At 69.6% G+C, this 23,003-nt stretch carries 20 protein-coding genes and 1 tRNA gene; 15 read left to right on the top strand and 6 right to left on the bottom strand.

Features of this window, described 5'->3' with window-relative positions; all coding sequences use genetic code 11:
• Window positions 1-171: 171 nt before the first annotated feature.
• The 8 genes from IM767_RS09575 (at window position 172) to IM767_RS09540 (ending at window position 10,755) form a co-directional block, all read left to right on the top strand.
• On the top strand, window positions 172-834 hold the full coding sequence (locus IM767_RS09575) for a fasciclin domain-containing protein (RefSeq protein WP_109210149.1): 663 nt from the start codon (window positions 172-174) through the stop codon (window positions 832-834).
• 194 nt (window positions 835-1,028) lie between these two features.
• A complete protein-coding gene (locus IM767_RS09570) occupies window positions 1,029-2,531 on the top strand; it encodes a serine/threonine-protein kinase (protein ID WP_109210148.1) in 1,503 nt (500 codons plus the stop codon).
• Window positions 2,532-2,578: 47 nt separating this feature from the next.
• Window positions 2,579-2,651, top strand: a tRNA-Lys gene (locus tag IM767_RS09565).
• 80 nt (window positions 2,652-2,731) lie between these two features.
• Window positions 2,732-6,430 (top strand): nitrate reductase subunit alpha, encoded by a 3,699-nt coding sequence (locus tag IM767_RS09560; protein WP_109210147.1) that lies wholly within the window; start codon window positions 2,732-2,734, stop codon window positions 6,428-6,430.
• Window positions 6,430-8,127, top strand: coding sequence for a nitrate reductase subunit beta (narH, locus tag IM767_RS09555; protein ID WP_109210146.1), 1,698 nt, complete (start codon window positions 6,430-6,432; stop codon window positions 8,125-8,127). The genes IM767_RS09560 and narH overlap by 1 nt, the downstream gene beginning before the upstream one ends.
• Window positions 8,124-8,747: a nitrate reductase molybdenum cofactor assembly chaperone gene (gene narJ / locus IM767_RS09550; RefSeq protein ID WP_109210145.1), complete on the top strand. Its 624-nt coding sequence runs from the start codon at window positions 8,124-8,126 to the stop codon at window positions 8,745-8,747. The genes narH and narJ overlap by 4 nt, the downstream gene beginning before the upstream one ends.
• The gene (narI, locus tag IM767_RS09545) at window positions 8,747-9,535 is read left to right on the top strand and encodes a respiratory nitrate reductase subunit gamma (RefSeq protein WP_109210144.1); all 789 of its coding nucleotides are present in this window, start codon (window positions 8,747-8,749) and stop codon (window positions 9,533-9,535) included. Before narJ ends, narI begins: the two co-directional genes overlap by 1 nt.
• The gene (locus tag IM767_RS09540) at window positions 9,532-10,755 is read left to right on the top strand and encodes a nitrate/nitrite transporter (RefSeq protein WP_109210143.1); all 1,224 of its coding nucleotides are present in this window, start codon (window positions 9,532-9,534) and stop codon (window positions 10,753-10,755) included. The genes narI and IM767_RS09540 overlap by 4 nt, the downstream gene beginning before the upstream one ends.
• Before the next feature lie 78 nt (window positions 10,756-10,833).
• Here IM767_RS09540 and IM767_RS09535 read toward each other — a convergent pair whose 3' ends face one another.
• Genes IM767_RS09535 through IM767_RS09515 form a run of 5 tightly spaced genes read right to left on the bottom strand, consistent with a single transcriptional unit; the run spans window position 10,834 to window position 15,267 of the window.
• Window positions 10,834-11,142 (bottom strand): hypothetical protein, encoded by a 309-nt coding sequence (locus tag IM767_RS09535; protein ID WP_109210142.1) that lies wholly within the window; start codon window positions 11,140-11,142, stop codon window positions 10,834-10,836.
• Window positions 11,139-11,588 (bottom strand): GNAT family N-acetyltransferase, encoded by a 450-nt coding sequence (locus tag IM767_RS09530; RefSeq protein WP_109210141.1) that lies wholly within the window; start codon window positions 11,586-11,588, stop codon window positions 11,139-11,141. Before IM767_RS09530 ends, IM767_RS09535 begins: the two co-directional genes overlap by 4 nt.
• Window positions 11,589-11,607: 19 nt before the next feature.
• Window positions 11,608-12,288, bottom strand: coding sequence for a DNA alkylation repair protein (locus tag IM767_RS09525; protein ID WP_198425828.1), 681 nt, complete (start codon window positions 12,286-12,288; stop codon window positions 11,608-11,610).
• Window positions 12,281-12,871 carry an isochorismatase family protein gene (locus IM767_RS09520; RefSeq protein ID WP_109210140.1) on the bottom strand — a complete coding sequence of 197 codons (591 nt, stop codon included), beginning with the start codon at window positions 12,869-12,871 and terminating at the stop codon, window positions 12,281-12,283. The genes IM767_RS09525 and IM767_RS09520 overlap by 8 nt, the downstream gene beginning before the upstream one ends.
• Entirely contained in the window at window positions 12,868-15,267 is a 2,400-nt protein-coding gene (locus IM767_RS09515) for an MMPL family transporter (RefSeq protein ID WP_109210139.1), read from the bottom strand. The genes IM767_RS09520 and IM767_RS09515 overlap by 4 nt, the downstream gene beginning before the upstream one ends.
• Before the next feature lie 74 nt (window positions 15,268-15,341).
• Between IM767_RS09515 and IM767_RS09510 the strand changes: the two genes are divergently transcribed.
• Window positions 15,342-16,292 carry an EamA family transporter gene (locus tag IM767_RS09510; RefSeq protein WP_109210356.1) on the top strand — a complete coding sequence of 317 codons (951 nt, stop codon included), beginning with the start codon at window positions 15,342-15,344 and terminating at the stop codon, window positions 16,290-16,292.
• A gap of 67 nt (window positions 16,293-16,359) precedes the next feature.
• Here IM767_RS09510 and IM767_RS09505 read toward each other — a convergent pair whose 3' ends face one another.
• Window positions 16,360-16,755: a hypothetical protein gene (locus tag IM767_RS09505; protein WP_109210138.1), complete on the bottom strand. Its 396-nt coding sequence runs from the start codon at window positions 16,753-16,755 to the stop codon at window positions 16,360-16,362.
• Window positions 16,756-17,092: 337 nt separating this feature from the next.
• On the opposite strand from IM767_RS09505, the gene IM767_RS09500 reads away from it, so the two are divergent.
• From IM767_RS09500 to IM767_RS09475, 6 genes are read left to right on the top strand one after another with little or no spacing between them, the layout of a single operon-like run.
• On the top strand, window positions 17,093-18,067 hold the full coding sequence (locus tag IM767_RS09500) for an ABC transporter permease (RefSeq protein ID WP_109210137.1): 975 nt from the start codon (window positions 17,093-17,095) through the stop codon (window positions 18,065-18,067).
• Complete coding sequence (locus IM767_RS09495) at window positions 18,067-18,795, top strand: YesL family protein (RefSeq protein WP_109210136.1); 729 nt, start codon at window positions 18,067-18,069, stop codon at window positions 18,793-18,795. Before IM767_RS09500 ends, IM767_RS09495 begins: the two co-directional genes overlap by 1 nt.
• The gene (locus IM767_RS09490; protein ID WP_109210135.1) at window positions 18,792-20,315 is read left to right on the top strand and encodes an extracellular solute-binding protein; all 1,524 of its coding nucleotides are present in this window, start codon (window positions 18,792-18,794) and stop codon (window positions 20,313-20,315) included. Before IM767_RS09495 ends, IM767_RS09490 begins: the two co-directional genes overlap by 4 nt.
• A 25-nt stretch (window positions 20,316-20,340) precedes the next feature.
• Window positions 20,341-21,609 carry a glycoside hydrolase family 28 protein gene (locus IM767_RS09485; protein WP_109210355.1) on the top strand — a complete coding sequence of 423 codons (1,269 nt, stop codon included), beginning with the start codon at window positions 20,341-20,343 and terminating at the stop codon, window positions 21,607-21,609.
• Complete coding sequence (locus IM767_RS09480) at window positions 21,606-22,070, top strand: hypothetical protein (RefSeq protein ID WP_109210134.1); 465 nt, start codon at window positions 21,606-21,608, stop codon at window positions 22,068-22,070. Before IM767_RS09485 ends, IM767_RS09480 begins: the two co-directional genes overlap by 4 nt.
• A complete protein-coding gene (locus IM767_RS09475; protein WP_109210133.1) occupies window positions 22,067-23,002 on the top strand; it encodes a carbohydrate ABC transporter permease in 936 nt (311 codons plus the stop codon). Before IM767_RS09480 ends, IM767_RS09475 begins: the two co-directional genes overlap by 4 nt.
• The last annotated feature ends 1 nt before the right edge of the window (window position 23,003 follow it).

Below are 23,003 nucleotides of genomic sequence, written 5' to 3'. Positions count from 1 at the left end.
CCCGTCTTCGGATTGGGCCGAGACGGATGCCGCAGCCGCGGGTGCGGCATCCGTCGGGGAATCTCCAATCCGATCCGGCGCCACCTCCGAACAGCCCGTACAGCCGCTCCTGCGGCGCTCCCCGCACCGGGGATCCAGACGCGGTCGCACGACCGCGGTGAGGAGGAAGACATGTCCCGCATGACCAGGAAGCGCGTGTCGGCAGGGCTGGCGCTCGCCTTGGCGGCGACCTTCGCGCTGTCCGCGTGCTCGATGGGCGGATCGACCGCCGAGCCCACGACAGAGCCGTCTACGCCCGCGATGGAGGAGACCGAGGAGCCGATGGCCGCCGATCCCGCCGCCGACCTCGTCGGCCCCGGCTGCGCCGCCTACGCCGAGGCCGTGCCGGACGGCGACGGCTCGATCGAGGGCATGTCGGCCGACCCCGTCGCGGTCGCCGCATCGAACAACCCGATGCTGACGACGCTGACCGCGGCCGTCAGCGGTCAGCTCAACCCCGAGGTGGACCTCGTCGACACGCTGAACGGCGACGAGTTCACGGTGTTCGCCCCGGTCGACGAGGCCTTCGAGGCGATAGACCCGGCCACGATCGAGTCGCTGAAGACCGACACCGCGACGCTGACCTCGATCCTGACCTACCACGTCGTCCCCGGCCGCGTCGAGCCGGCCGACATCGCCGGCACCCACACGACAGTGCAGGGCGCCGACCTCGAGGTCACCGGCGAGGGCGACATGTGGATGGTGAACGAAGCGAACGTGATCTGCGGAGGGGTGCAGACCGCGAACGCGACCGTTTACCTCATCGACGCGGTGCTGATGCCTCCGGCACAGTGACCGCCGCCGGCTGCGGCCGGCATCCGGGGGGCGGCGCGGCCGCCGACGCCTGCGAGGTGGCGTCGGCGGCTTCGTCGTGCCCTTGCACAGTCTCGCGGGATCGTCAAGCCGGTCATGCCGGAGCAGGGCGACGCTTACGGTGGGACCAGCCCGGAGACCTGCCGGAGGGGTGCGTGACCCGGGTAGGAGGGCATGTGACGGACGTGCGCGAGTCGGGAGAACTCTCGACGGGCGAACTGCTGGACGATCGGTACGTCCTGCAAGAGCGGATCGGCGAGGGCGGGATGGCCCGTGTGTACCGTGCCGAAGACACGCACCTGCAGCGCTCGGTGGCGGTGAAGGTCTTCCGCGAACCCACCGACGGCATCGATTCGGTCGAGCGGGCGCTGTCGGAGACGACGCTCCTCGCCTCCCTCAGCCACCATTCGCTCGTCACCGTGTTCGACGCGCGCGTCGGCTCGGATGACACCAGCTACCTGGTCATGGAGCACGTCGACGGCATCACGCTGCGCGATCTCATCGCCGACGGCCCCGTCGAGCCGAGGGTCGTCGCCTCCGTGGCGATCGACATCGCCGAGGGCTTGCATGTCGCCCACGAGCACGGCGTCGTGCACCGCGACATCAAGCCCTCCAACGTGCTGCTGCGGCCGTCGCCGCGACCCGGGTGGGAGTGGCGCGCGAAGCTGGCCGACTTCGGCATCGCCTACCTCATGGACTCGGCGCGCGTGACCACGCCCGGCGTGATCGTCGGCACGATGGCGTACGTGGCGCCGGAACAGGCGCGCGGTGCGGTCCCGGCGCCGCCGGCGGACATCTACGCGTTCGGCCTGCTGCTGATCGAGGCGCTCACCGGCGAGCGTCCGTTCGGCGACGCCGAGGGCATCGGCACGGTCGTCGCGCGCCTGTCCGCGGCGCCGAAGATCCCCGAGACGCTCCACCCCTCCTGGCAGGGCCTTCTCCGCGGCATGACGGCGATCCGGCCCGACGACCGGCCGACCGCCCTGGAAGTGGTGTCGGCGGCTTCTCGCCTGGCGGCGATGGAGAACCGCATCGCCCAGGAGAAGGCCGACCCGGCGACGGCGCCGGCGGCGATCGCCAGTCCGATTCCGGAGCCGTCGACCGGGCCGACGCAGGTCTTCTCGCCGCCGCCGCCCGTGCCGCCGCTGCCGGCGGACGTGCAGTCAGGGCTGGCGAATCCGCCCGGGCGTGGAGCGCTTCGCCGGGACGCACGCAGGGCGGCCGTCGTTCCCGCGGCGCCGGTGGAAGCTACCGCCGCGGCACCGGTCGTCCCGACCCTCTCCGACGAAGAGCGTCGTCCCTCGCGCCGTGCGCTGGTCATCGGAATCGTGATCGCCGCGCTCCTCGCTCTCGCGCTCGCCCTCGGGACGCTGTGGCTGGCCAACAGCTGGGCCGCCGAACCGGAACCCGCGCCGACCACGCCGGTGGAGGAGCCGGCGGTTCCGGCGCCGGCCGAGGAGACGCCCGCCGAAGACACGCCCGTCGAGGAGGCCCCCGCCGTCGAGCAGGCCCCGGTGAACGAGCCGGCCGAGCAGGTCACTCCCGAACAGGCGCCGCCCGCCGACACCGACAGCGGCAGCAGCGGCAACAGCGGTGGAGGCAGCGGCAACAGCGGCCCCGGCAACAACAACGGGAACGGGAACGGCAAGGGCAACGGGAACGGCAGGGGCAACGGCTGACGCTGCGGCTCGACCCACCCTTCGCGGCAAGTAGGCTTGTCGATCGAGGGCCTCTAGCTCAGTCGGTAGAGCATCGGACTTTTAATCCGCGGGTCGTGGGTTCGAGCCCCACGGGGCCCACCTGAACAACCCGGTGACGGCGGGAAAAGGCTCGCCGCGCCTCTGGCGCATCGCCTGGACCTTTCGCTAGGGTCCGAGACATGACGCCCCGTGTCGGTGTGGACGGTCCGGCTTCTGACGCTCTGCTGGCTGCGGGGCGATTCTTCACGAGGTGGGACGAGACCTCCGACCATCGTGCGGCGTTCCTCGAGGGCGGCCGCGACGGAGACGCGTTCTACCGGGACCGGTGGAGTCACGACAAGGTCGTCCGGTCCACGCACGGCGTGAACTGCACGGGCTCCTGTTCGTGGAAGGTGTACGTCAAAGACGGCATCATCACGTGGGAGGCCCAGGAGACCGACTACCCGAGCGTCGGCCCCGACCGTCCCGAATACGAGCCCCGCGGGTGTCCCCGCGGGGCTGCTTTTTCGTGGTACACCTACTCGCCCACGCGCGTGCGCTATCCGTACGTCCGCGGTGTGCTGCTCGAGGAGTACCGCGCCGCGAAGGCCGGCGGCAAGGACCCGGTCGAAGCGTTCGGCGAGATCACGAAGGACCCCGAGAAGCGCCGCCGGTATCAGCGGGCCCGCGGCAAAGGCGGTCTCGTGCGGGCGTCGTGGCGCGAGGCGGTCGAGCTCGTCGCAGCCGGCTACGTCCACACCATCAAGGAGTACGGACCCGACCGGGTCGCCGGCTTCTCGCCGATCCCGGCGATGTCGATGGTGTCGCACTGCATCGGCACCCGGTTCACGCAGCTGGTCGGCGGTGTCATGACGTCGTTCTACGACTGGTACGCCGACCTGCCGGTCGCGAGCCCTCAGGTCTTCGGCGACCAGACCGACGTGCCGGAGTCCGGCGACTGGTGGGATGCCACGTACCTGATGATGTGGGGCTCGAACGTGCCGGTCACCCGCACGCCCGACGCCCATTGGATGGCGGAGGTGCGCTACCGCGGCACGAAGGTCGTGACGGTCAGCCCGGATTACGCCGACAACACCAAGTTCGCCGACGAGTGGCTGCCGTGCCAGGCCGGCACGGACGCCGCCCTCGCGATGGCCATGGGCCACGTCGTCCTCAAAGAGAACTACGTCGATCGCCGCGTGCCGTTCTTCGCCGATTTCGCGCGCCAATACACCGACCTGCCCCACCTCGTGCGGCTCACCGAGCGCGACGGCGCCTACGTGCCCGGAACCTTCCTCACCTCGAAGGATCTGGGCGGCGACACTCCCGAGGACGAATGGAAGACGGTGGTGCTGGATGCCGCGACCGCCGCGCCGCGCGTCCCCAACGGCTCGATGGGCTTCCGGTACGCCGCCTCCGGCGAAGGCCGCTGGAACCTCGACCTCGAAGGCGTGGAACCGGCACTCTCGATCGACGACCTCGCGACGGCGGCGACGCCCGTCGAGGTGCTCCTCCCCCGGTTCGACTCGGCCGACGGCGAGGGTGCGGTGCTGCGTCGTGGCGTGCCCGCCACACGGGTGGGCGGCATCCTGGTCACGACCGTCCTGGATCTGATGCTCGCCCAGTACGGCGTCGCCCGCGACGGACTGCCGGGCGAGTGGCCGACGGGCCTCGACGACGCCGACTCCCCCTACACCCCCGCGTGGCAGGAGGAGATCACCGGCGTTCCGGCCCAGGCGTGCACGCGCATCGCGCGCGAGTTCGCAGCCAACGCGGTCGAGTCGAACGGCCGCTCGATGATCATCATGGGCGCGGGAATCTGCCAGTGGTTCCACGGCGATACCACCTATCGCGCGATCCTCGCGCTCCTCATCCTCACGGGGTCGATGGGACGCAACGGCGGCGGCTGGGCGCACTACGTGGGGCAGGAGAAGTGCCGCCCGATCACGGGGTGGCTGTCTCTCGCGAACGCGCTGGACTGGTCGCGGCCACCGCGCACGATGATCGGCACGGCCTACTGGTACATGCACACCGACCAGTGGCGCTTCGACGGCTATGCCGCCGACGCGCTGGCCTCTCCGCTCGCCGACGGCAACCTCGCGGGCATGCACACCGCCGACACGATCGCGCAGTCCGCCCGGCTCGGGTGGATGCCGTTCTATCCGCAGTTCGACGTCAACCCGCTCGACCTCGCAGACCGGGCAGAGGCCGCGGTGGCAGGCGGAGAGGCGGCGGATGCGGCATCCTACGTCTCCTCTCAGCTCCAGTCCGGCGACCTGCAGCCCGCGATCGCCGACGTCGACGCCCCCGAGAACTGGCCCCGCCTGCTGACGCTGTGGCGGTCGAACCTCATGGGATCCAGCGCCAAGGGGAACGAGTACTTCCTCAAGTACCTGCTCGGCACGCACAACAACGTCATGGCGACCGACGAGGCGAGTGTGCGCCCGAACGACGTGAAGTGGCACGACGAGATCCCCGAGGGCAAGCTCGACCTGCTGGTGTCGGCGGACTTCCGCATGACCTCGACGACGCTGCTGTCGGACGTCGTGTTCCCCGCGGCCACCTGGTACGAGAAGCACGACCTGTCCTCGACCGACATGCACCCCTTCGTGCACGCCTTCACCCCGGCGATCGACCCTCCGTGGGAGGCGAAGAGCGACTTCGACCTGTTCCACGCGATCGCCGTCGAGTTCTCCGAGCAGGCCCGCACGCACCTGGGGACGCGGAGAGACCTGGTCTCGGTGCCGATGCAGCACGACACCCCCGGCGAGACGGCGCAGCCCGGCGGCGAGGTGCGGGACTGGGCGCGGGGCGACGGCCCGGGCGTTCCGGGCAAGACGATGCCGCAGTTCACCGTCGTCGAGCGCGACTACACCGCGATCGCCGACAAGCTCGCCGCGGTCGGGCCGCTGGCCGACAAGCTCGGGTTCACGATCAAGAACGTCACCTACGACGTGTCGCACGAGGTGGAGCGGCTGGGCCAGAAGAACGGCGTCATGCTCGGCGGGGCCGCCGACGGCCGACCCGCCATGGACACCGACGTCAAGATGGCCGAGGCGATCCTGGCGTTCTCGGGCACGACGAACGGCGAGCTCGCCGCGCAGGGGTTCCGCACGCTGGAGAAGCGGGTCGGCAAGCCGCTCGCCGACCTGGCCGAGGGCTCCGAGGAGAAGCGGATCACCTTCGCGATGACGCAGGCGGCGCCCGTGCCGGTGATCACGTCGCCGGAGTGGTCTGGCTCCGAGACCGGCGGCCGCAGGTACGCGCCCTTCACCGTCAACATCGAGCGGCTGAAGCCGTTCCACACCCTGACCGGCCGCATGCACTTCTACCTGGACCACGCCTGGATGCGCGACCTCGGCGAGGCGCTGCCGATCTACCGCCCGCCGCTGGACATGCACCGCCTGTTCGGCGAGCCCAAGCTCGGGCCCGACGGCGCGCAGCAGGTCGTCGTGCGGTACCTCACCCCGCACTCGAAGTGGTCGATCCACTCCGAGTACCAGGACAACCTCTTCATGCTGTCGCTCTCGCGCGGCGGTCCCACCGTGTGGATGAGTCCGGCGGATGCCGCGGCCATCGGCGCCGCCGACAACGACTGGGTCGAGTGCGTGAACTCGAACGGCGTGCTGGTCGCGCGGGCCATCGTCTCGCACCGGATGCCCACCGGCGTCGTCTACGTGCACCACGCGCAGGAGCGCACGATCGACGTGCCCAAGTCCGAGGCGACCGGCCGGCGAGGCGGCATCCACAACTCCGTCACGAGGCTGCTGGTCAAACCCACGCATCTCATCGGCGGGTACGCGCAGCTGTCGTACACGTTCAACTACCTCGGCCCGACGGGGAACCAGCGCGACATGGTGGCGACGGTGCGCCGCCGCTCGCAGGAGGTGGTGTTCTGATGCGCGTGATGGCCCAGATGGGCATGGTGATGAACCTCGACAAGTGCATCGGGTGCCACACCTGCTCGGTCACCTGCAAGCAGGCCTGGACGAACCGCGCGGGCACCGAGTACGTGTGGTTCAACAACGTCGAGACGCGGCCCGGTCAGGGCTACCCCCGCCGCTACGAGGATCAGGAGCAGTGGCGCGGCGGCTGGACGCTCAACAAGCGCGGGCGCCTGTCGCTGCGCACCGGCGGCCGGCTGAAGCGGCTGTTCACGATCTTCTCGTCGCCGGTGCAGCCGAAGCTCGAGGACTACTACGAGCCGTGGACGTACGACTACGAGACGCTGATCGACGCTCCGCTCGGCGACGACTTCCCGGTCGCGCGGCCGAAGTCGCTCATCACCGGCGAGGACACCAAGATCACGTGGTCTGCCAACTGGGACGACGACCTCGGCGGCGCCAGCGAGATGGGCCACCTCGACCCGATCGTGGAGCGCGTGCGGCGCGAATCGGAAGACAAGATCAAGCTGCAGTTCGAGAAGACCTTCATGTTCTACCTGCCGCGGATCTGCGAGCACTGCCTCAATCCGTCGTGCATGGCCTCGTGCCCCTCGGGCGCGATCTACAAGCGCGCCGAGGACGGCATCGTGCTCGTCGACCAGGACCGCTGCCGCGGCTGGCGCCAGTGCATCACCGGCTGTCCGTACAAGAAGATCTACTTCAACCACAAGACCGGCAAGGCCGAGAAGTGCACGCTGTGCTATCCGCGTCTCGAGGTGGGCATCCCCACGGTGTGCTCCGAGACCTGCGTCGGGCGCCTGCGGTACCTGGGCCTGTTCCTCTACGACGCCGACCGCGTCACCGAGGCCGCGTCGACGCCCGATCCGAAGGATCTCTACGAGGCGCAGCTCGACCTCATGCTCGACCCGAACGACCCCGAGGTGATCGCCGCGGCCCGCGCGCAGGGCGACATCCCCGAGGACTGGATGGATGCCGCGCGCCGCTCGCCCGTCTACGCCCTCGCGAAGACCTACCGGGTGGCCCTTCCGCTGCACCCCGAGTACCGCACGATGCCGATGGTCTGGTACATCCCGCCGCTGTCGCCGATCGTCGACCTCCTGCGCGACCAGGGCCACGACTCCGAGGCCGCAGGCACGCTCTTCGGCGCGATCGAGGCCCTTCGCATCCCGGTCGAGTACCTCGCCGAGCTCTTCACGGCGGGCGACACCGACATCATCACCGGCGTGCTGTGGCGTCTCGCGGCGATGCGGTCGTACCTGCGCGACATCACCCTCGACCGCGAGCGCGACGAGTCGATCCCCGCCGCCGTCGGCATGACCGGCGAGTCCATCTACGCGATGTACCGGCTGCTCGCGATCGCCAAGTACGAGGAGCGCTACGTCATCCCGACCGCCCACTACGAGCGGGCCCACGAACTGGAGGAGCTCGGCTGCTCGCTCGACTTCGACGGCGGCCCGTACGGCAACGAGTCGGGCATGTTCGGGGAGGCGAGCGGCCGGCCGGTGCCGGTGGCGGTCGAGACCTTCCACGCGCTGAAGGACCGCCAGACCGCCGACGCGGCGGCCAGCGGCGAGTCGCTGCGCGGCCGCGTGAACCTCCTCAACTGGGACGGCAACGGGGCGCCGCCGGGGCTGTTCCCGGCGCGCTCCAGGGAAGCGGAGACGGATGCCGCGCCCGGAGGTCCGTCATGAGCGCGCGGGTGGTCCATCAGGCCGCCTCCCTGTGCCTGAGCTACCCCGACGACACGGTGCTCGGCTCGGCGACGCTGATCGACGCGGCTCTGCGGGAGACGGCACCGCGGGCCGCGGCATCCTTCGCCCCTCTCCTGGAGTGGTGGCGGACGACCCCCGCGCCCGAGGTGCAGACCGTGTACGTCGACACGTTCGACATGTCACGGCGGCATGCCCTGTACCTGAGCTACTGGACCGACGGCGACACCCGCCGCCGCGGCGCGGTGCTGGCCGATCTCAAACGCCGCTACCGCGAGGCGGGGCTGGCGCTCGAGGCCACCGGGGAGCTGCCCGACTTCCTGCCGCTCGTGCTGGAGTTCGCGCGGCACGCGCCGGTCGAGGGCGCGGCGCTGCTCCAGGAGTACCGCCCGAGTCTCGAGCTCATCCGGATCGCCCTCGAAGAGCGCGGGTCGCCCTACACCGGCGTCGTGGCGGCGGTCTGCGACACGCTTCCCGGGCGCTCCCCCGCCGACCGCCAGCAGGCGATGGCGATGGCCGCGGCCGGGCCGCCGCGCGAATCGGTCGGGCTCGACGCCCACGACCCGCGGCTGCTGCCGCTCGAGCCGGTCGGGACGCCCTGATGGACCTCTTCCTGTGGGGCATCCTCCCGTACATCATGGTCGCCGTGCTCGTCGGCGGCACGATCTGGCGCTACCGCTACGACCAGTTCGGCTGGACCACCCGTTCGTCGCAGCTCTACGAGTCCCGGCTGCTGCGGATCGGGTCGCCGCTGTTCCACTTCGGCATCCTCGTCGTGGTGATCGGGCACATCGTCGGCCTCGTGATCCCCAAGGCGTGGACGGACGCACTCGGCGTCTCGGAGGATATGTACCACCTCGCCGCGCTGGGACTCGGCACCGTGGCGGGATTCGCGACGCTCGTGGGCGTCGGCATCCTGATCTACCGGCGCCGCACCACCGGACCGGTCTTCATGGCGACGACGAAGAACGACAAGACCATGTACGTCGTGCTCGTGGCGGCGATCGTCGCGGGGCTCGCGACCACCGTGCTGAGCGTCATCGGGCCGCCGCACGAGACGACGTACCGCGAGACGGTGGCACCGTGGTTCCGGTCGCTGTTCGTCTTCCAGCCCGACATCGCGGCGATGAGCGCGGCGTCGCTGGACTTCCAGATCCACACCCTCATCGGCATGGTGCTGTTCATGATCTGGCCGTTCACGCGGCTCGTGCACGCGTTCACCGCGCCGGTGCACTACCTGTTCCGCCCGTACATCGTGTACCGCTCGCGCGACGGACGACCGACGACGGCGCGCGGCATCCGGCGCGGCTGGGCCCCGGTGGGCACCACCGACCGCACACCCGACCGCAAGGCTTCGACCACCGGCAAGACGGGAGGCACACGACGATGACAACGGATGCCGCGGCCACCGCCGCTCAGAACACGCAGGCCCTGCCCGGCCGCACCAAGAACCTGCTCCTGGCCCTCCTGGCCTTCGCGATCACGTTCTGGGCGTGGAACCTGGTCGCACCGCTGGCGGTGCAGTACACCGCAGAGATGGGGCTGAACTCGACCGAGGCCTCGCTCCTCATCGCCACGCCGGTGCTGGTCGGATCGCTCGGCCGCATCCTCACCGGAGCTTTCACCGACCGATTCGGCGGACGCCTGATGTTCACGATCCTCACGGCGGCCTCCGCCGTGCCCGTCGTGCTCGTGGCTCTCGCCGGCGTGTGGGGCTCCTACGCACTCATGATCGCATTCGGGTTCCTGCTGGGCATCGCCGGCACGACCTTCGCGATCGGCATCCCGTTCGTCAACGCCTGGTACGAGCCTGCCAAGCGTGGCTTCGCGACCGGCCTGTTCGGGGCCGGCATGGGCGGCACCGCGCTGTCGTCGTTCTTCACGCCGCGCATGGTGGCCTGGTTCGGCTACGTCGCGACCCACCTCATCATCGCCGGCGCCCTCATTGTGGTCGCGATCATCGTGTGGCTGTTCATGCGGGACTCGCCGCTGTGGAAGCCGAACACCGCGCCGGTCATGCCCAAGCTCAAGGCGGCGTCGAAGCTCGCCATCACGTGGCAGATGGCGTTCCTGTACGCGGTCACCTTCGGCGGCTTCGTCGCATTCTCGACGTACCTGCCCACCTACCTCAAGGAGGTCTACGGCTACGACCTCGCCGATGCCGGCGCCCGCACCGCGGGTTTCGCCATCGCTGCCGTGATCGCCCGGCCGGTGGGAGGCTGGCTCTCGGACCGCATCGGCCCGGCCACGGTGCTGAGCATCTCGCTCGGCGGCGCCGCCGTCATGGCCGTCGTGATCGCCCTCAAGCCCCCGCCCGAGCTCGCGGCTGGCACATCGTTCGTGCTGATGGCCCTCGCCCTCGGCCTCGGCACGGGTGCGGTCTTCACGTGGGTGGCCCAGCGCGCTCCCGCCGAGCGCGTCGGCACCGTGACGGGGATCGTGGGCGCAGCCGGCGGTCTCGGCGGCTACTTCCCTCCGCTGGTGATGGGCGCCACCTACAACGCCGAGACGCACAGCTACACGATCGGGCTGAGCCTGCTGTGCCTGACTGCGCTGCTGGCACTCGGGTTCACGATCTTCCTCGCACGTCGCCACCGCAGCGAGGGCTGACCGCGGGGGCGCGAGACGTGGGTCCTCGGCCCGGCTGCCGACCGCGCCGGTCACCGACCACCGAGGGTGCTGATCGCCTCAGCGCACGAGCGCTCCGGCGATGAACCAGACGACGAGGCTCAGCACGAGAGCGGCGAGCGGATACCAGAACGCCGTCCGGCGCCGGGCGAGGGCGACGATGCCGGCGAAGGCCCCGAGCACCGTCAGCGCGAGCGGCGTGTAGCCGCCCAGCGCGACGGCGCCGCTGTTGTCGTTGCCGCCCATCGCCCACAGGAGCGCGGCGAAGAAGAGCAGGATCGAGGTGCCGACCGAGACCAGGATCAACGCGATCGTCGCGACGATGTCGACGACCCGGCCGGCGGGCGCCGGAGCCGGCTCGTCGGTCACCGCCGGATCCCGATCTCGTAGTGCACGAAGCCCGTGCTCGTCGCGACGCGGTCGTACAGCGCCCGGGCCGTGGCGTTGGACTCCTGCGTGAGCCAGTACACCTTCGCCGCGCCGGTCTCCTCAGCCCACTCGGTCACGTGCGCGATGAGCGCGCGACCGGCGCCGCCGCCCCGGGCGCCGGGGTCGACGAAGAGGTCCTCGAGGTAGACGTAGGGCGCCGCGCTCCAGGTCGCGGCGTGCGTGAGCCAATGGACGAACCCGATCGTGCGGCCCTCATCGTCGGCGGCGATCGCGCCGTGGATCGGGAACTGCGGATCGAGCAGCCGGTTCCACGTCAGGGCGGTCTGCTCATCGGGCACGTGGGACTCGTAGAACGCGAGGTAGCCGCGCCACAGCGGCAGCCAGGCGTCGTGGTCAGCGGCGGCGAGGGGGCGGATCCGGGTCACGAAACCTGAGAGTAGCGGCTCATGGGGCCGGCGTGAGCGCGGTCCTCGCAGTGCGTCGGGCCGCAGGGCTCAGCTCGTCGCCCTGCCGGGCGAGGAACGCCTCGAGGCGCGCAGGGTCCACGCGCCCGATCTCGCGCAGCGCGACACCGACGTTAGTCTGCACCAGGTGCTCCGGATCGGCCGCCAGGAGCCCGCAGAGCGCGAGTGGATCGTCGAGGTCGCCTGACCGGATGATCCAGAAGGCCGCCGTGATCGCGGTGCGGCGATGCCAGCGGTCGTCCGAGCGCGCGAGCTCGAACAGCACGTCGCGGGGCTTGTCGAGCAGGTACCACCCGATGACCCGCGGCGCTGCCCGGTCGATGTAGTCCCACGTGTCGATCCGGTCGATCCGCCGCATCCACAGCTCATACATCGCGGCACGGTCCGCATCTTTCGAACGCGCCTGGGCGTCGAGGATCGAGACGGCGGCCATCCGCATCTCGTACGCGTCGGAGTCGAGCATCCGATCCACCTCGCCGAGCGGCATCCGTGCGTTCTTCTTCGCGATGTCGAAGACGGTGCCCATGCGCACGCCGATGACCTCGGTGCGGTCGTCGGTCATCCGACGCCGGATCTTCTCCCGTTCGTCGGCGGATGCCGCCGCCTCCAGGGCCGCCCGGACACCCTCGGCCGTGGGCGTCCCCTGCTCCCCCTCAGTCACCGCCCGTGATGCCCGAGTGGGCGAGCTCGGCGCCGGCGTGCGCGAGTTCGGCGAGGGCGGCGTCGCTGGTTTCCTCGGCCACGCCCGCGACCAGGTCGGTGAGGACCCGCACGTGGCGGCCGTGCTCGATCGCGTCGAGTGCAGACGCCCGCACGCAGTAGTCGGTCGCGATGCCGACGATGTCGACGTCGATGACGCCGTGCTCTTCGAGGAGGTGGGAGACTGTCGCTCCCTCGTCGGTCGTGCCCTCGAACAGCGAGTACGCCGGTTCACCCTGCCCCTTCTTGACGTGGTGCGTCACCGACGACGTGTCCAGCCCCGGGTCGTACTCAGCACCCGCCGTGCCGCTCACGCAGTGGACGGGCCACGTGTCGACGAAGTCGGGTTCGGGGTGGAAGTGCCCGCCGTTGTCGCCCTCGGCGTCGTGCCAGTCGCGGGAGGCCACGATGACGGCGTACTCCTCGGCGTGGGTCACGAGGTAGTCCGAGATTCGCCGGGCCACCGCATCGCCGCCCTCGACACCCAGCGCCCCGCCCTCGGTGAAGTCGTTCTGGACATCGACGATGAACAGCGCCTTGCTCATGAGTCGAGCGTACGCCGATACTCCTCGCGTGTGAGGGGGTGTCCGTCCTGCGCGACGAGATCCGGGTCGGTCTCGGCGGGCAGCGCCGCGTCGACGTCTACGACGTCCCTCTCGCCGGCGCCCGAGCTCGTCGACGCGCGCCCCTCGGTGCACACCTCGCCGGTGCCCCCGCTCGTCGAGGGGCCCGCCTCGAGGGCTCCCGGAGCGGCCTCCGGCCCGCGCCGCCACAGCTTCGACGGCCACCAGATCGCCCGGCCGATGTCGTAGGACAGTGCGGGCACGAGGAGCGATCGCACGATGAAGGTGTCCAGGAGCACGCCGAACGCGACGATGAAGGCGATCTGTGCGAGGAACAGGATTGGGATCACCCCCAGCGCCGCGAACGTCGCGGCCAGCACGAGTCCGGCCGACGTGATCACGCCGCCGGTCGCGACGAGCCCGCGCAGGATGCCCGACCGCGTGCCGTGGACGAGCGACTCCTCTCGCACCCGCGACATCAGGAAGATGTTGTAGTCGACGCCGAGCGCGACCAGGAACACGAACCCGTACAGCGGCACCGCCGGGTCGGCGCCGGGGAAGCCGAACACCTCGTTGAAGACGAGCGCGCTGACGCCGAGCGCCGTCGCGAACGAGAGGATCACCGTCGCGATGAGGAGCACCGGCGCCAGGATCGAGCGCAGCAGCAGCATCAGGATCACGAGGATCACCGCGAGGATGACCGGGATGATGACAGTCCGGTCGCGTGTCGAGGTGTCGTTCGTGTCGATGTCGGTCGCGGTCTCGCCGCCCACGACGGCGATACCCTCGCCGAGCGCCTCGTCGAGGTCGGCTCGAAGCTCGCGCACGGTGTCCTCGGCGGCGACCGAGTCTGCGGCATCCGTCAGCGTGCCGATGACGAGCACGTCGCCCTCCGATACGGTCGGCTCCGGCGCCGGCGTGCCGGGCGGGCCCACCGCCGTGAACACGGGCTCGCCGTCTTCGACGGCGACCTCGGCCTGACCGGTCGGCGAGTCGTCCGAGGCGACCGATACCGAGTCGATGCCGTCCGTCGCCTCGATGACCTCCACGGTCTCGGCGAGGTCCGCCTCGGGCACGATGACGTAGACGGGCGAACCGGAGCCCGCCGGGAAGTGCTCGGCGAGCACCTCCTGACCGTCGCGGGCTCCGGATGCCCCGAGCACGAGGTCGCTCGTGGGCACGCCGTCGGCCTTGAGCTGGGTGATGCCCAGGGCACCGGCCAGCAGCACGATCGTGCACGCGATCCAGACGATGCGGGCGTGACGGGCGACGAAACGCGCCTGGCGCGGCCAGAGGCCCTTGACCGGCTGCGTGAGGTCGTCCGGGATCATCGCGATGGGCTGCTTAGGGATGAAGGGCCAGAAGGCCGCGCGTCCGAAGAGCCCCAGCAGCGCCGGCAGGAACGTCAGAGCCGAAAGCATCGAGAACGCGATGCCGATGGACGCGATCGGACCGAGGGCCCGGTTGGTCGCGAGGTCCGAAAGGAGCAGGCATAGCAGGCCCGCGATCACCGTGCCACCCGAGGCGAGGATCGGCTCGAACGATCCGCGCCACGCCGCGATGACGGCATCCCACCGCTCCCGCCCTTCCGCGATTGCCTCGCGGAAGCGCGCCACGTACAGCAGCGCGTAGTCCGTCGCCGCGCCGATCACGAGGATGAAGAGGATGCCCTGCACCTGCCCGTTGAGCACGACGACGCCCGCGTAGGCGAGCCACCAGACCGTGAGGAGCGCGACGCACAGCGCGAAGACCGAGGTGAGCAGCACGAGGACGGGCAGAAGAGGCGACCGGTAGACGATCACCAGGATCAGGAACACCGCGATCAGCGCCACGGCCAGCAGCAGGCCGTCGATGCCGAGGAATCCCTCGACGAGATCGGCGGTGAAGCCGGCCGGGCCGGTCACCCACGCCTCGAGCCCGTCGGGCAGCTCCTCCGCGGCCATCGTCCGCATCTCGTCGACGACTTCGCCGACCTCGCCCGACGCATCGATCGGCACGAAGACCTGCACGGCTTCGCCGTCCTCGGAGAGGATCGGAGGCGACACGTCGTCGGTGACCCCGTCGATCTCCGCCATGTCGTCGACGAGCGCCTGCACGTCGGCGATGTCGTCTTCGGACAGCTCGCCGTCGCCGGTGACGACGATGACGGCGGGGATGCTGTCCTCACCGAGGAAGCCGGCGAGCCGCTCGTTCACCTGCGTCGCGTCGGCGCTCTCGGGAAGGAAGGACGATCGGTCGTTGGTCGATACCTCATCGACTTTGCCGAAGTAGGGGCCGCCGAGCGAGCCGACGACGAGCCACACGAGCACGAGCAGGGACGGGACGCCGATGCGGAGCCAGCGCGGAGGCTGACGGCGAGCGTGGTGAGGCGAGGTCATATCGCTAGTTTATCTAGCGATCAGGGCATCGACGACTCCGCGATGCCCACTTGACACTGCCTAAGCTGGTGGCGATGATGTCCGCTGCACTCGCCCTCATCGGCGCACTCGTCTACGGGTCGGCGGACTTCCTGGGTGGCCTCGCCGCCCGCCGGCTGCGGTCGATCTTCGTGACCGCCGTCGCCGCGCTCTCGGGACTCGTCGCCCTCGTGCTGGCGCAGCCGGTCATCGGCGGCTCCTGGACGGGTCTCGACCTGGCCTGGGGAGCTCTGGCCGGCGTCGTCGGCGTCGTCGCAATCGCACTCCTGTATGCGTGCCTCGCACTCGGTCCGATGAGCATCCTGTCGCCCCTGACAGCGGTCGTCTCCGCTGTCGCACCGATGCTGTGGGGACTGCTCGTGAAAGGCGACGCACTCGAGCCGATCGGCTATGCGGGCCTCGCGGTCGCCCTCGTCGCCGTGGTGCTCGTCGGCTTCGTACCGGGCGAGAAGGTCGTTCGGCCCAGCGCCCGGGCGCTCGCGATGGCGGTCGGCGCGGGTCTCGCGATCGGCGCGTTCCTGATCATCGTCGACCAGACCTCCGGCGACAGCGGCCTCGTGCCGCTCATCGCCAGCCGGGCGACGAGCACGGTCGTGACGGCGGGCATCGTGGCCGTGCTCGCTGTCACCGCCGTGCGCCGGGGAGCTCCCGCGCGCTCCGCGCTCGAGAGTGCGGCACCGGCGCTGGGTGCGACACCGAGCGGCCGGGCGGACCTCGAACACGTCGGCATGAACGGGATACCGGTGTCACTCCGACGGGCGTGGTGGCTCGCCATCGCGTGCGGCGTCGCGGACGCCGCAGCCAACGCCCTGATGCTGCTGGCGCTGCGGATCGGCGAGCTCGCTGTCGTCTCGGCGCTCACCGCCCTCTACCCCGCCGGCACCATCCTGCTCGCCGCGGTCGTGCTCCGGGAGCGCGTCGCTGCTGTCCAGTGGATCGGTCTGGCGCTCGCCCTCGCAGCGGGTGGGATGCTCGCCGCCGCGTGAACGGCCGCAGAGACCACAGCGGCAGAGCATCCTCAGCGGGTTGAGGAACCGCAGCGACTCAGGCCCTTCAGCCGCGCGCGAACAGCAGCACGAGCGAAGTCACGAGTGCGACCGCGCCCAGTGCCAGCAGCCCGACGGCGAGCCACGCGACAGCCCGGACGGCCGGTGAGCCCTGCGTCAGCCGCATCCGATTCAGGGATCCGCGACGGACGAAGATATCCGCCATGTCGGCGCCGCCGATGTGGTGCTGCTGCTCGTGGGAGAGGCGGGCTTCACCGACGCCGCCATCTTCATCGAACCAGCGGACCAGCCTGCCGTCGGGGGTCTCCTCGACGACCGCACGCACCGGCACCCAGGTGCCGTCGAGCAGGTACATCACGAGGGCGACGCCGGCCAGCAGCGCACCCAGGCCGAACCCGACCCACGAGAAGATCTCGGCGAGGGCGTCGATCGCCTGGGGCACCGCACCACCGTCCTTCGGATACGAGAAACGGCCGCCGTGGCGGCCGCTCCGGTCACCCCAACATTACCCGATCCCCCGGTGCGGCCCCGCGCGCTCCTCGGGCGAGGTTCCGGCTCGCTCGACCAGCGGATCGTCGCCGCGGCCGAGGCCGGCGCCGCGGAATCACGCGGCAATCGAGTTGATCGGGAATGTGCGGTTGTCGTCCCAGAAGTGCCGTGCTAAGGTCAGAAACCGGTTCCCGGTGAAACGTTTTCCGGTGGCCCACCCCGAACTCGACGACGAGCACAGGAAGTGAAACACCGATGCGCATGGTTCTCGCGAAGATGCGGACGCACGCATGACCGCGGTCGAGGCACCCCCTCAGATGGAGGCGAAGGCGGTCGAGCCGCTGCCCCCTCGGGAGCGGAAGCGGACGCTGCGGCAGCAGATCTGGCGGCACCGCGCGCTCTACCTGATGGCCCTGCCGGGGATCGTGTACTTCCTGATCTTCAAGTACGTCCCGATGGGCGGACTGGTGATCGCCTTCCAGGACTACTCGGCGTTCCTCGGCATCTTCGGCAGTCCGTGGGTGGGCTTCGAGCACTTCGTCCGCTTCTTCACGCAGGACGCGTTCCCGATGCTGATGACGAACACCATCGTCCTCTCGCTGCTGCTGCTCGTCTTCTCGTTCCCGGTGCCGATCATCCTCGCCCTGATGCTGAACGAGCTGCGGCTCAAGTTCTTCCAGCGCAGCATCCAGACCGTCATCTACCTGCCCCACTTCATGTCGTGGGTGATCGTGGTGTCGCTCTTCTACGTCCTGCTGACCACGGACGGCGGCGGCATCAACAACCTCCTCGTCTCGTGGGGTCTCGAGCCGATTCCGTTCCTCACCGACCCGGCCTGGCTGCGCCCGCTCTACGTCTTCCAGGAGATCTGGAAGGGAGCCGGGTGGGGCACGATCATCTACCTCGCGGCGATGACGGCCGTCGACATGCAGCTGTACGAGGCGGCTGAGATCGACGGCGCGGGTCGCTGGCGGCAGAGCTGGCACATCACGCTGCCCGCCATCCGGCCGACCATCATCGTGATGTTCATCCTCGCGATCGGCGACTTCCTCGAGCTCGGCTTCGAGCACATGTTCCTGGTGCTCAACTCGCTCAACCGCGAGGTCGGCGAGATCTTCGACACGTACGTGTACACCGCCGGCATCCAGAACGGGCAGCTCAGCTACGCCACCGCCGTCGGCCTGTTCAAGGGTCTCGTCGGGCTGATCCTCGTCATCGCCGCCAACCGCCTCGCCAAGAAGTTCGGTGAGGAGGGGGTGTTCTGATGTTCTCCTTCGAGGGCTTCGTCCGCATCAGCATGTTCCTGCGGGGCGTCTACCGCGTCGCCTACCTGAACCTGCTGTGGATCGCCGCGACCGCGCTCGGCCTCGTGATCTTCGGCATCGGCCCCGCGTCCTACGCGGTCGCCGCCTACATCGACCGCTGGTTCCGCTTCGGCGAGACCCCGCCGGTGACCCGGACGTTCATCGCCCACCTGCGTGCGCAGTACTGGCAGGCCGCGGCGATCGGCTGGATCCTCCTCGCAGCCGGTGCCGTCGTCATCACGAACATCTTCGCCGCGTCCAGCTGGATCCTGCAGTTCGCCAACGTGCTCGCGCTCGTGGTCATCGCGATCATCGCCGCGTACGTGTTCCCCGTGATGGCCGCGACCGACGTGCGCGGCATCCACCGGCGCATCGCCGCAGCGACGCTCATCGGCTTCGGGTCACTGCACTGGACGATCGTCGCCGGCGCCGCCGTCGCCGCCGTCGTCTGGCTGCTCGCCGCGTTCGCCGCGCCGCTGCTCGTCCTGTTCGGCGCCGGCATACCTGCGACGGCCGTCGGATTCGTCACCCGGATCATCTTCGACCAGCTGGCCGCGGAAGCCGCGAACGCGGAGGGCGGATCAGCGGATGCCGCGACCGCGCCGACCTCGGCCACCTCTACCTCATCCCCCAGGGCACGCGAGACCTCGCGCGTCCACGTCCACCTTGCGAGAGGAACATCACAATGAGGCACCACACCAGGCTCGGGATCGCCGTCGCTTCCGCAGCCGTCGTATCGCTTGCGCTGACCGGATGCGGCGGTTCGGGCGAGACGGCCGACAGCGGCAGCAACAGCAGCAGCGAGACGCCGGAGAGCATCACCTGGATGACCGTGCTCCACACGCCGACGACGCCTGAGGCCGGTGGTCCGGTCCAGACGGCGATCGAGGAGTACACCGGCACCGATGTGGAGTTCCAGTGGGTGCCGGCCGCCTCCTCCGACGACAAGATGAGCGCCGCGCTCGCGTCGGACTCGCTGGCCGACATCACGCTCCTGAACAACCCGGCCAACACCGCTGTTCGCCAGGCCATGAAGTCCGGACAGTTCTGGGACGTCGAGCAGTACCTCGAGGACTACCCCAACCTCGCGGAGATCAACGAGCAGACCATCGCCTCGGCGCGCGTCGACGGCAAGCTGTACGGCGTCCCGATCCAGAAGCCGGTGGCCCGGTACGGCGTCCTCGTGCGCCAGGACTGGCTCGACAACCTCGGGCTCGAGGTGCCGCACACCATCGAGGAGCTGTCCGAGGTCGCCCTCGCCTTCACGAACGACGACCCCGACGGCAACGGCGTGAACGACACCACCGGGTTCATCGACCGCGCCGAGAGCTTCCAGGTCGGCTTCAAGTCGCTGTCGGGATACTTCGGGGCCGGCAACGTGTTCGAGCTCAACGACGATGACGAAGTGGTCCCGTCCTTCCAGACGGACGCCTTCAAGGACGCGATGGAGTGGTACCGCGACCTCTACGAGCAGGGCGCAGTGAACGGTGAGTTCGTGACGATGCAGAAGTCGAACCAGCAGGACGCCATCGCGCAGGGCAAGGGCGGCATCGTGGTGACCGGCCTGTTCGAGGCGCGCAACTACATGAACCTCGCCAAGAGCGCCAACCCCGACACCCCGATGGCGTGGGCACTGGTCAACGACATCACCTTCGAGGACGTGCCGCGCCGCATCCTGTCCGACACCAACGGCGGCTTCGGCGGCTGGTTCGCGATGTCGAAGACGAAGGTCGAGGACGAGGCGGAGCTGACCTCCATCCTCGCGTTCATCGACAAGCTGCTGGACGAAGAGCCCTTCATCGCGATGACCAACGGCATCGAGGGCGAGCACTACACGGTCGACGCCGACGACGTCCTGACGATCACCGACCAGACGAAGTGGGAGCAGGAGGTGCAGCCGTACTCGTCGTCACGCCCGTCCGACAACGTCGTGACCTTCAAGAGCACGACGCCGTACGTCGACGAGGGCAACGAGAAGATGGCCGAGAACACCGAGTTCGCGGTGATCAACATCGCGCTGCCGCTGTCGTCCGACGAGTACGACCGCAGCTGGACGACGATCCTGAAGGGCGCCAACGACGCGTACAACAAGTACATGGTCGGCCAGCTCGACATGGACGGCTACGAGGACGCGATCGACAAGCTGAGCGGCCAGGGCCTGGACACCATCATCGAGGAGTTCACCGCCTCGTACGCCGAGAACGAGTGACATGACGGGGACGCAGGTGCAGAGCATGAGGACGCTGAACGGTGCCCGCCGCGTGCAGCACGCGACGGCGGCGCTCCAGGCCGCCATCGACGATGCCGCGGACGCCGGGGGCGGTCGTGTGACGATCGCCCCGGGCGTGCACGAGACCGGTGCTCTGCGCCTGCGCTCCCGCGTGGAGCTCCATCTGGAGGCGGGGGCGGTGCTGCGGTTCGTCGCCGACCCCGCCCTCTATCCCCCGATCGGCGCGCGGTGGGAGGGCGCGGCGACGACCATCCACTCCCCCTGCATCTACGCGCGGGGCGAGACCGACGTGGCGATCACCGGGCGTGGCCGCATCGAGGGCGGAGGCGCCTGGTGGTGGGACGCGATGCGTCGTGACGCCCTCTCCTTCCCCCGCCCGACGCTGATCGGACTGCACGGGTGCACGGGAGTCGAGATCTCGGGCGTCACGCTCCGGGACTCGCCCGCATGGACCGTGCACCCACTGCTCTGCGAGGACGTGCGGATCACCGGCGTCCGGATCGTGAACCCGCCCGACTCGCCGAACACCGACGGGATCAACCCCGAGTCGTGCCGCAACGTCCGCATCAGCGACTGCCACATCGACGTGGGCGACGACTGCATCGCGATCAAGGCGGGTAGCGAGCTCTCGCTCGACCGGGTCGCGTGCGAGAACATCGCGATCACGAACTGCACGATGGTCCACGGCCACGGCGGCGTCGTGATCGGCAGCGAGATGAGCGGCGGGGTGCGCGGCGTCGTCATCTCGAACTGCGTGTTCCAGGGCACCGACCGCGGCATCCGGATCAAGTCGCGGCGCGGCCGCGGCGGCACCGTCGCCGACGTCCGCGTGAGCAACATCGTGATGGACGGCGTGATGTGCCCGCTCGTGATCAACCCGTTCTACTTCTGCGGCCCGGAGGGGAAGCTGCCTATCGTCTCGGACCGGGCGCCGCATCCCGTGGGACCCGGAACACCTCGATTCCGCGGCATCCATCTCTCGCACATCACCGCGACCAACGTGCAATCGTGCGCGGCGTGGGTCTCGGGCCTACCCGAGGCGCCGCTGGAAGACCTCACCCTCGACGATGTCGTCGTGTCGTTCGCGCCCGGCGCCGTTCCCGTCGTGCCGGCCATGGCCGACGGCGTGCCGGCGATGGCGGCAGAAGGCGTGCACGCTCAGTTCGTCACCGGCATGCGGGTCGCCGGCCTCCGCGTCGCCGGCGCCGTCGGACCCGACCTGGTGGCCGACGAGACGGCGGACGTCCTCGTGCAGGGCGGACTGCCGGCATGACGCTCATGACCGGTTCACCGCGCATGCAGAAGGCGCAGGCGCCGTTCCGCCGGCGCGCCGAGGTGACCATCGCGAGCATCGGACTGGCGGGCGCCGCCGTCCTGCAGGGCGGGTTCGCGCTGCTCATCACCCGCAGCGACGACGAGACCCTGCGGACGGGCGTGGTCCCGGCGCTGCGCGACAACGGCGTGGAGATCTCGGATGCCGATGCCGACGTCGCCCTCAACACCCTCGCCGCGTGGTTCGGGTACTCGCTGGTGCTCGTCGCCCTGCTGTGGGCCGTCGGCCTCTTCTTCGCACATCACCGCCCGCGCCGCCGTTCGACCGGCCGGTGGTTCGTCGGAGCGGGGCTCGCCTGCCTGGTCGGGACGCAGCTGCTGCTGTACCCGGTCGCCTTCTTCTTCTTCGTCGCAGCCGCGCTGTTCGCAGTCCGCAAGCCCTTACCCCGGAGCACGCCATGACCATCTCTCCTCGCCTTGACGACGCGACGATCCCGATCAAGATCCGCCAGCAGGACCGCCGGCGGCGGCGCATGACGCCGGGGCGGCGCGTCTTCGTGATCGTCAATGGGCTGATCCTGACCGCGTTCGCCCTGCTGTGCCTGCTGCCGTTCGTGAACGTGCTCGCGAGCTCGCTCGCGACGCCCGGCGAACTCGCCACGCGGCCGTTCATCCTGTGGCCGGAGACGTTCACGCTCGACGCCTACCGCTACATCTTCTCCACGCCCACCATCTTCCGCGCGTTGGGCGTCTCGGCGGTGGTCACGATCGGCGGCACGCTGATCAGCCTGGTGCTCACCACGCTGATGGCCTACGCGCTGTCCAAGCGGCATCTCAAGGGCCGCCGCGTCATCAACTTCCTCGTGCTCTTCACGATCCTGTTCTCGGGCGGCATGATCCCGACGTTCATCGTGGTGAAGAACCTCGGCATGATGGACACGCTGTGGTCGCTGACGATCCCGGTCGCCATCAACGCGTTCAACTTCATCATCATGCGGAGCTTCTTCCAGGGCATCCCCGACAGCCTGGAGGAGGCCGCGCGGATCGACGGCTGCTCCGAGCTCGGTGTGTTCTGGCGGATCGTCCTGCCGCTGTCGATGGCCTCGATCGCGACCATCGGCCTGTTCTACGCCGTGTACTACTGGAACACGTATCAGAGCGCGATCCTGTACATCAACAAGTCCGAGCTGTGGCCGATCCAGGTGCTGCTGCGCCAGATCGTGATCGTCGCGAGCGGCATGAACGCCGACGAGACCGCCGTCGACATCGTGCCGCCCGCCCAGTCGGTTCGCATGGCCGTGATCTTCGTCGCGACGCTCCCCATGCTCCTGGTCTACCCGTTCGTCCAGCGCTTCTTCGTCAAGGGCGCCCTCATCGGCTCCGTGAAGGGCTGAG

Source organism: Microbacterium ureisolvens (genome assembly GCF_015278315.1).
GTDB classification, from domain to species: domain Bacteria; phylum Actinomycetota; class Actinomycetes; order Actinomycetales; family Microbacteriaceae; genus Microbacterium; species Microbacterium ureisolvens.
The sequence above is the reverse complement of the archived record's forward strand: the minus strand, read 5'-3'. Positions and strand labels throughout refer to the sequence as shown.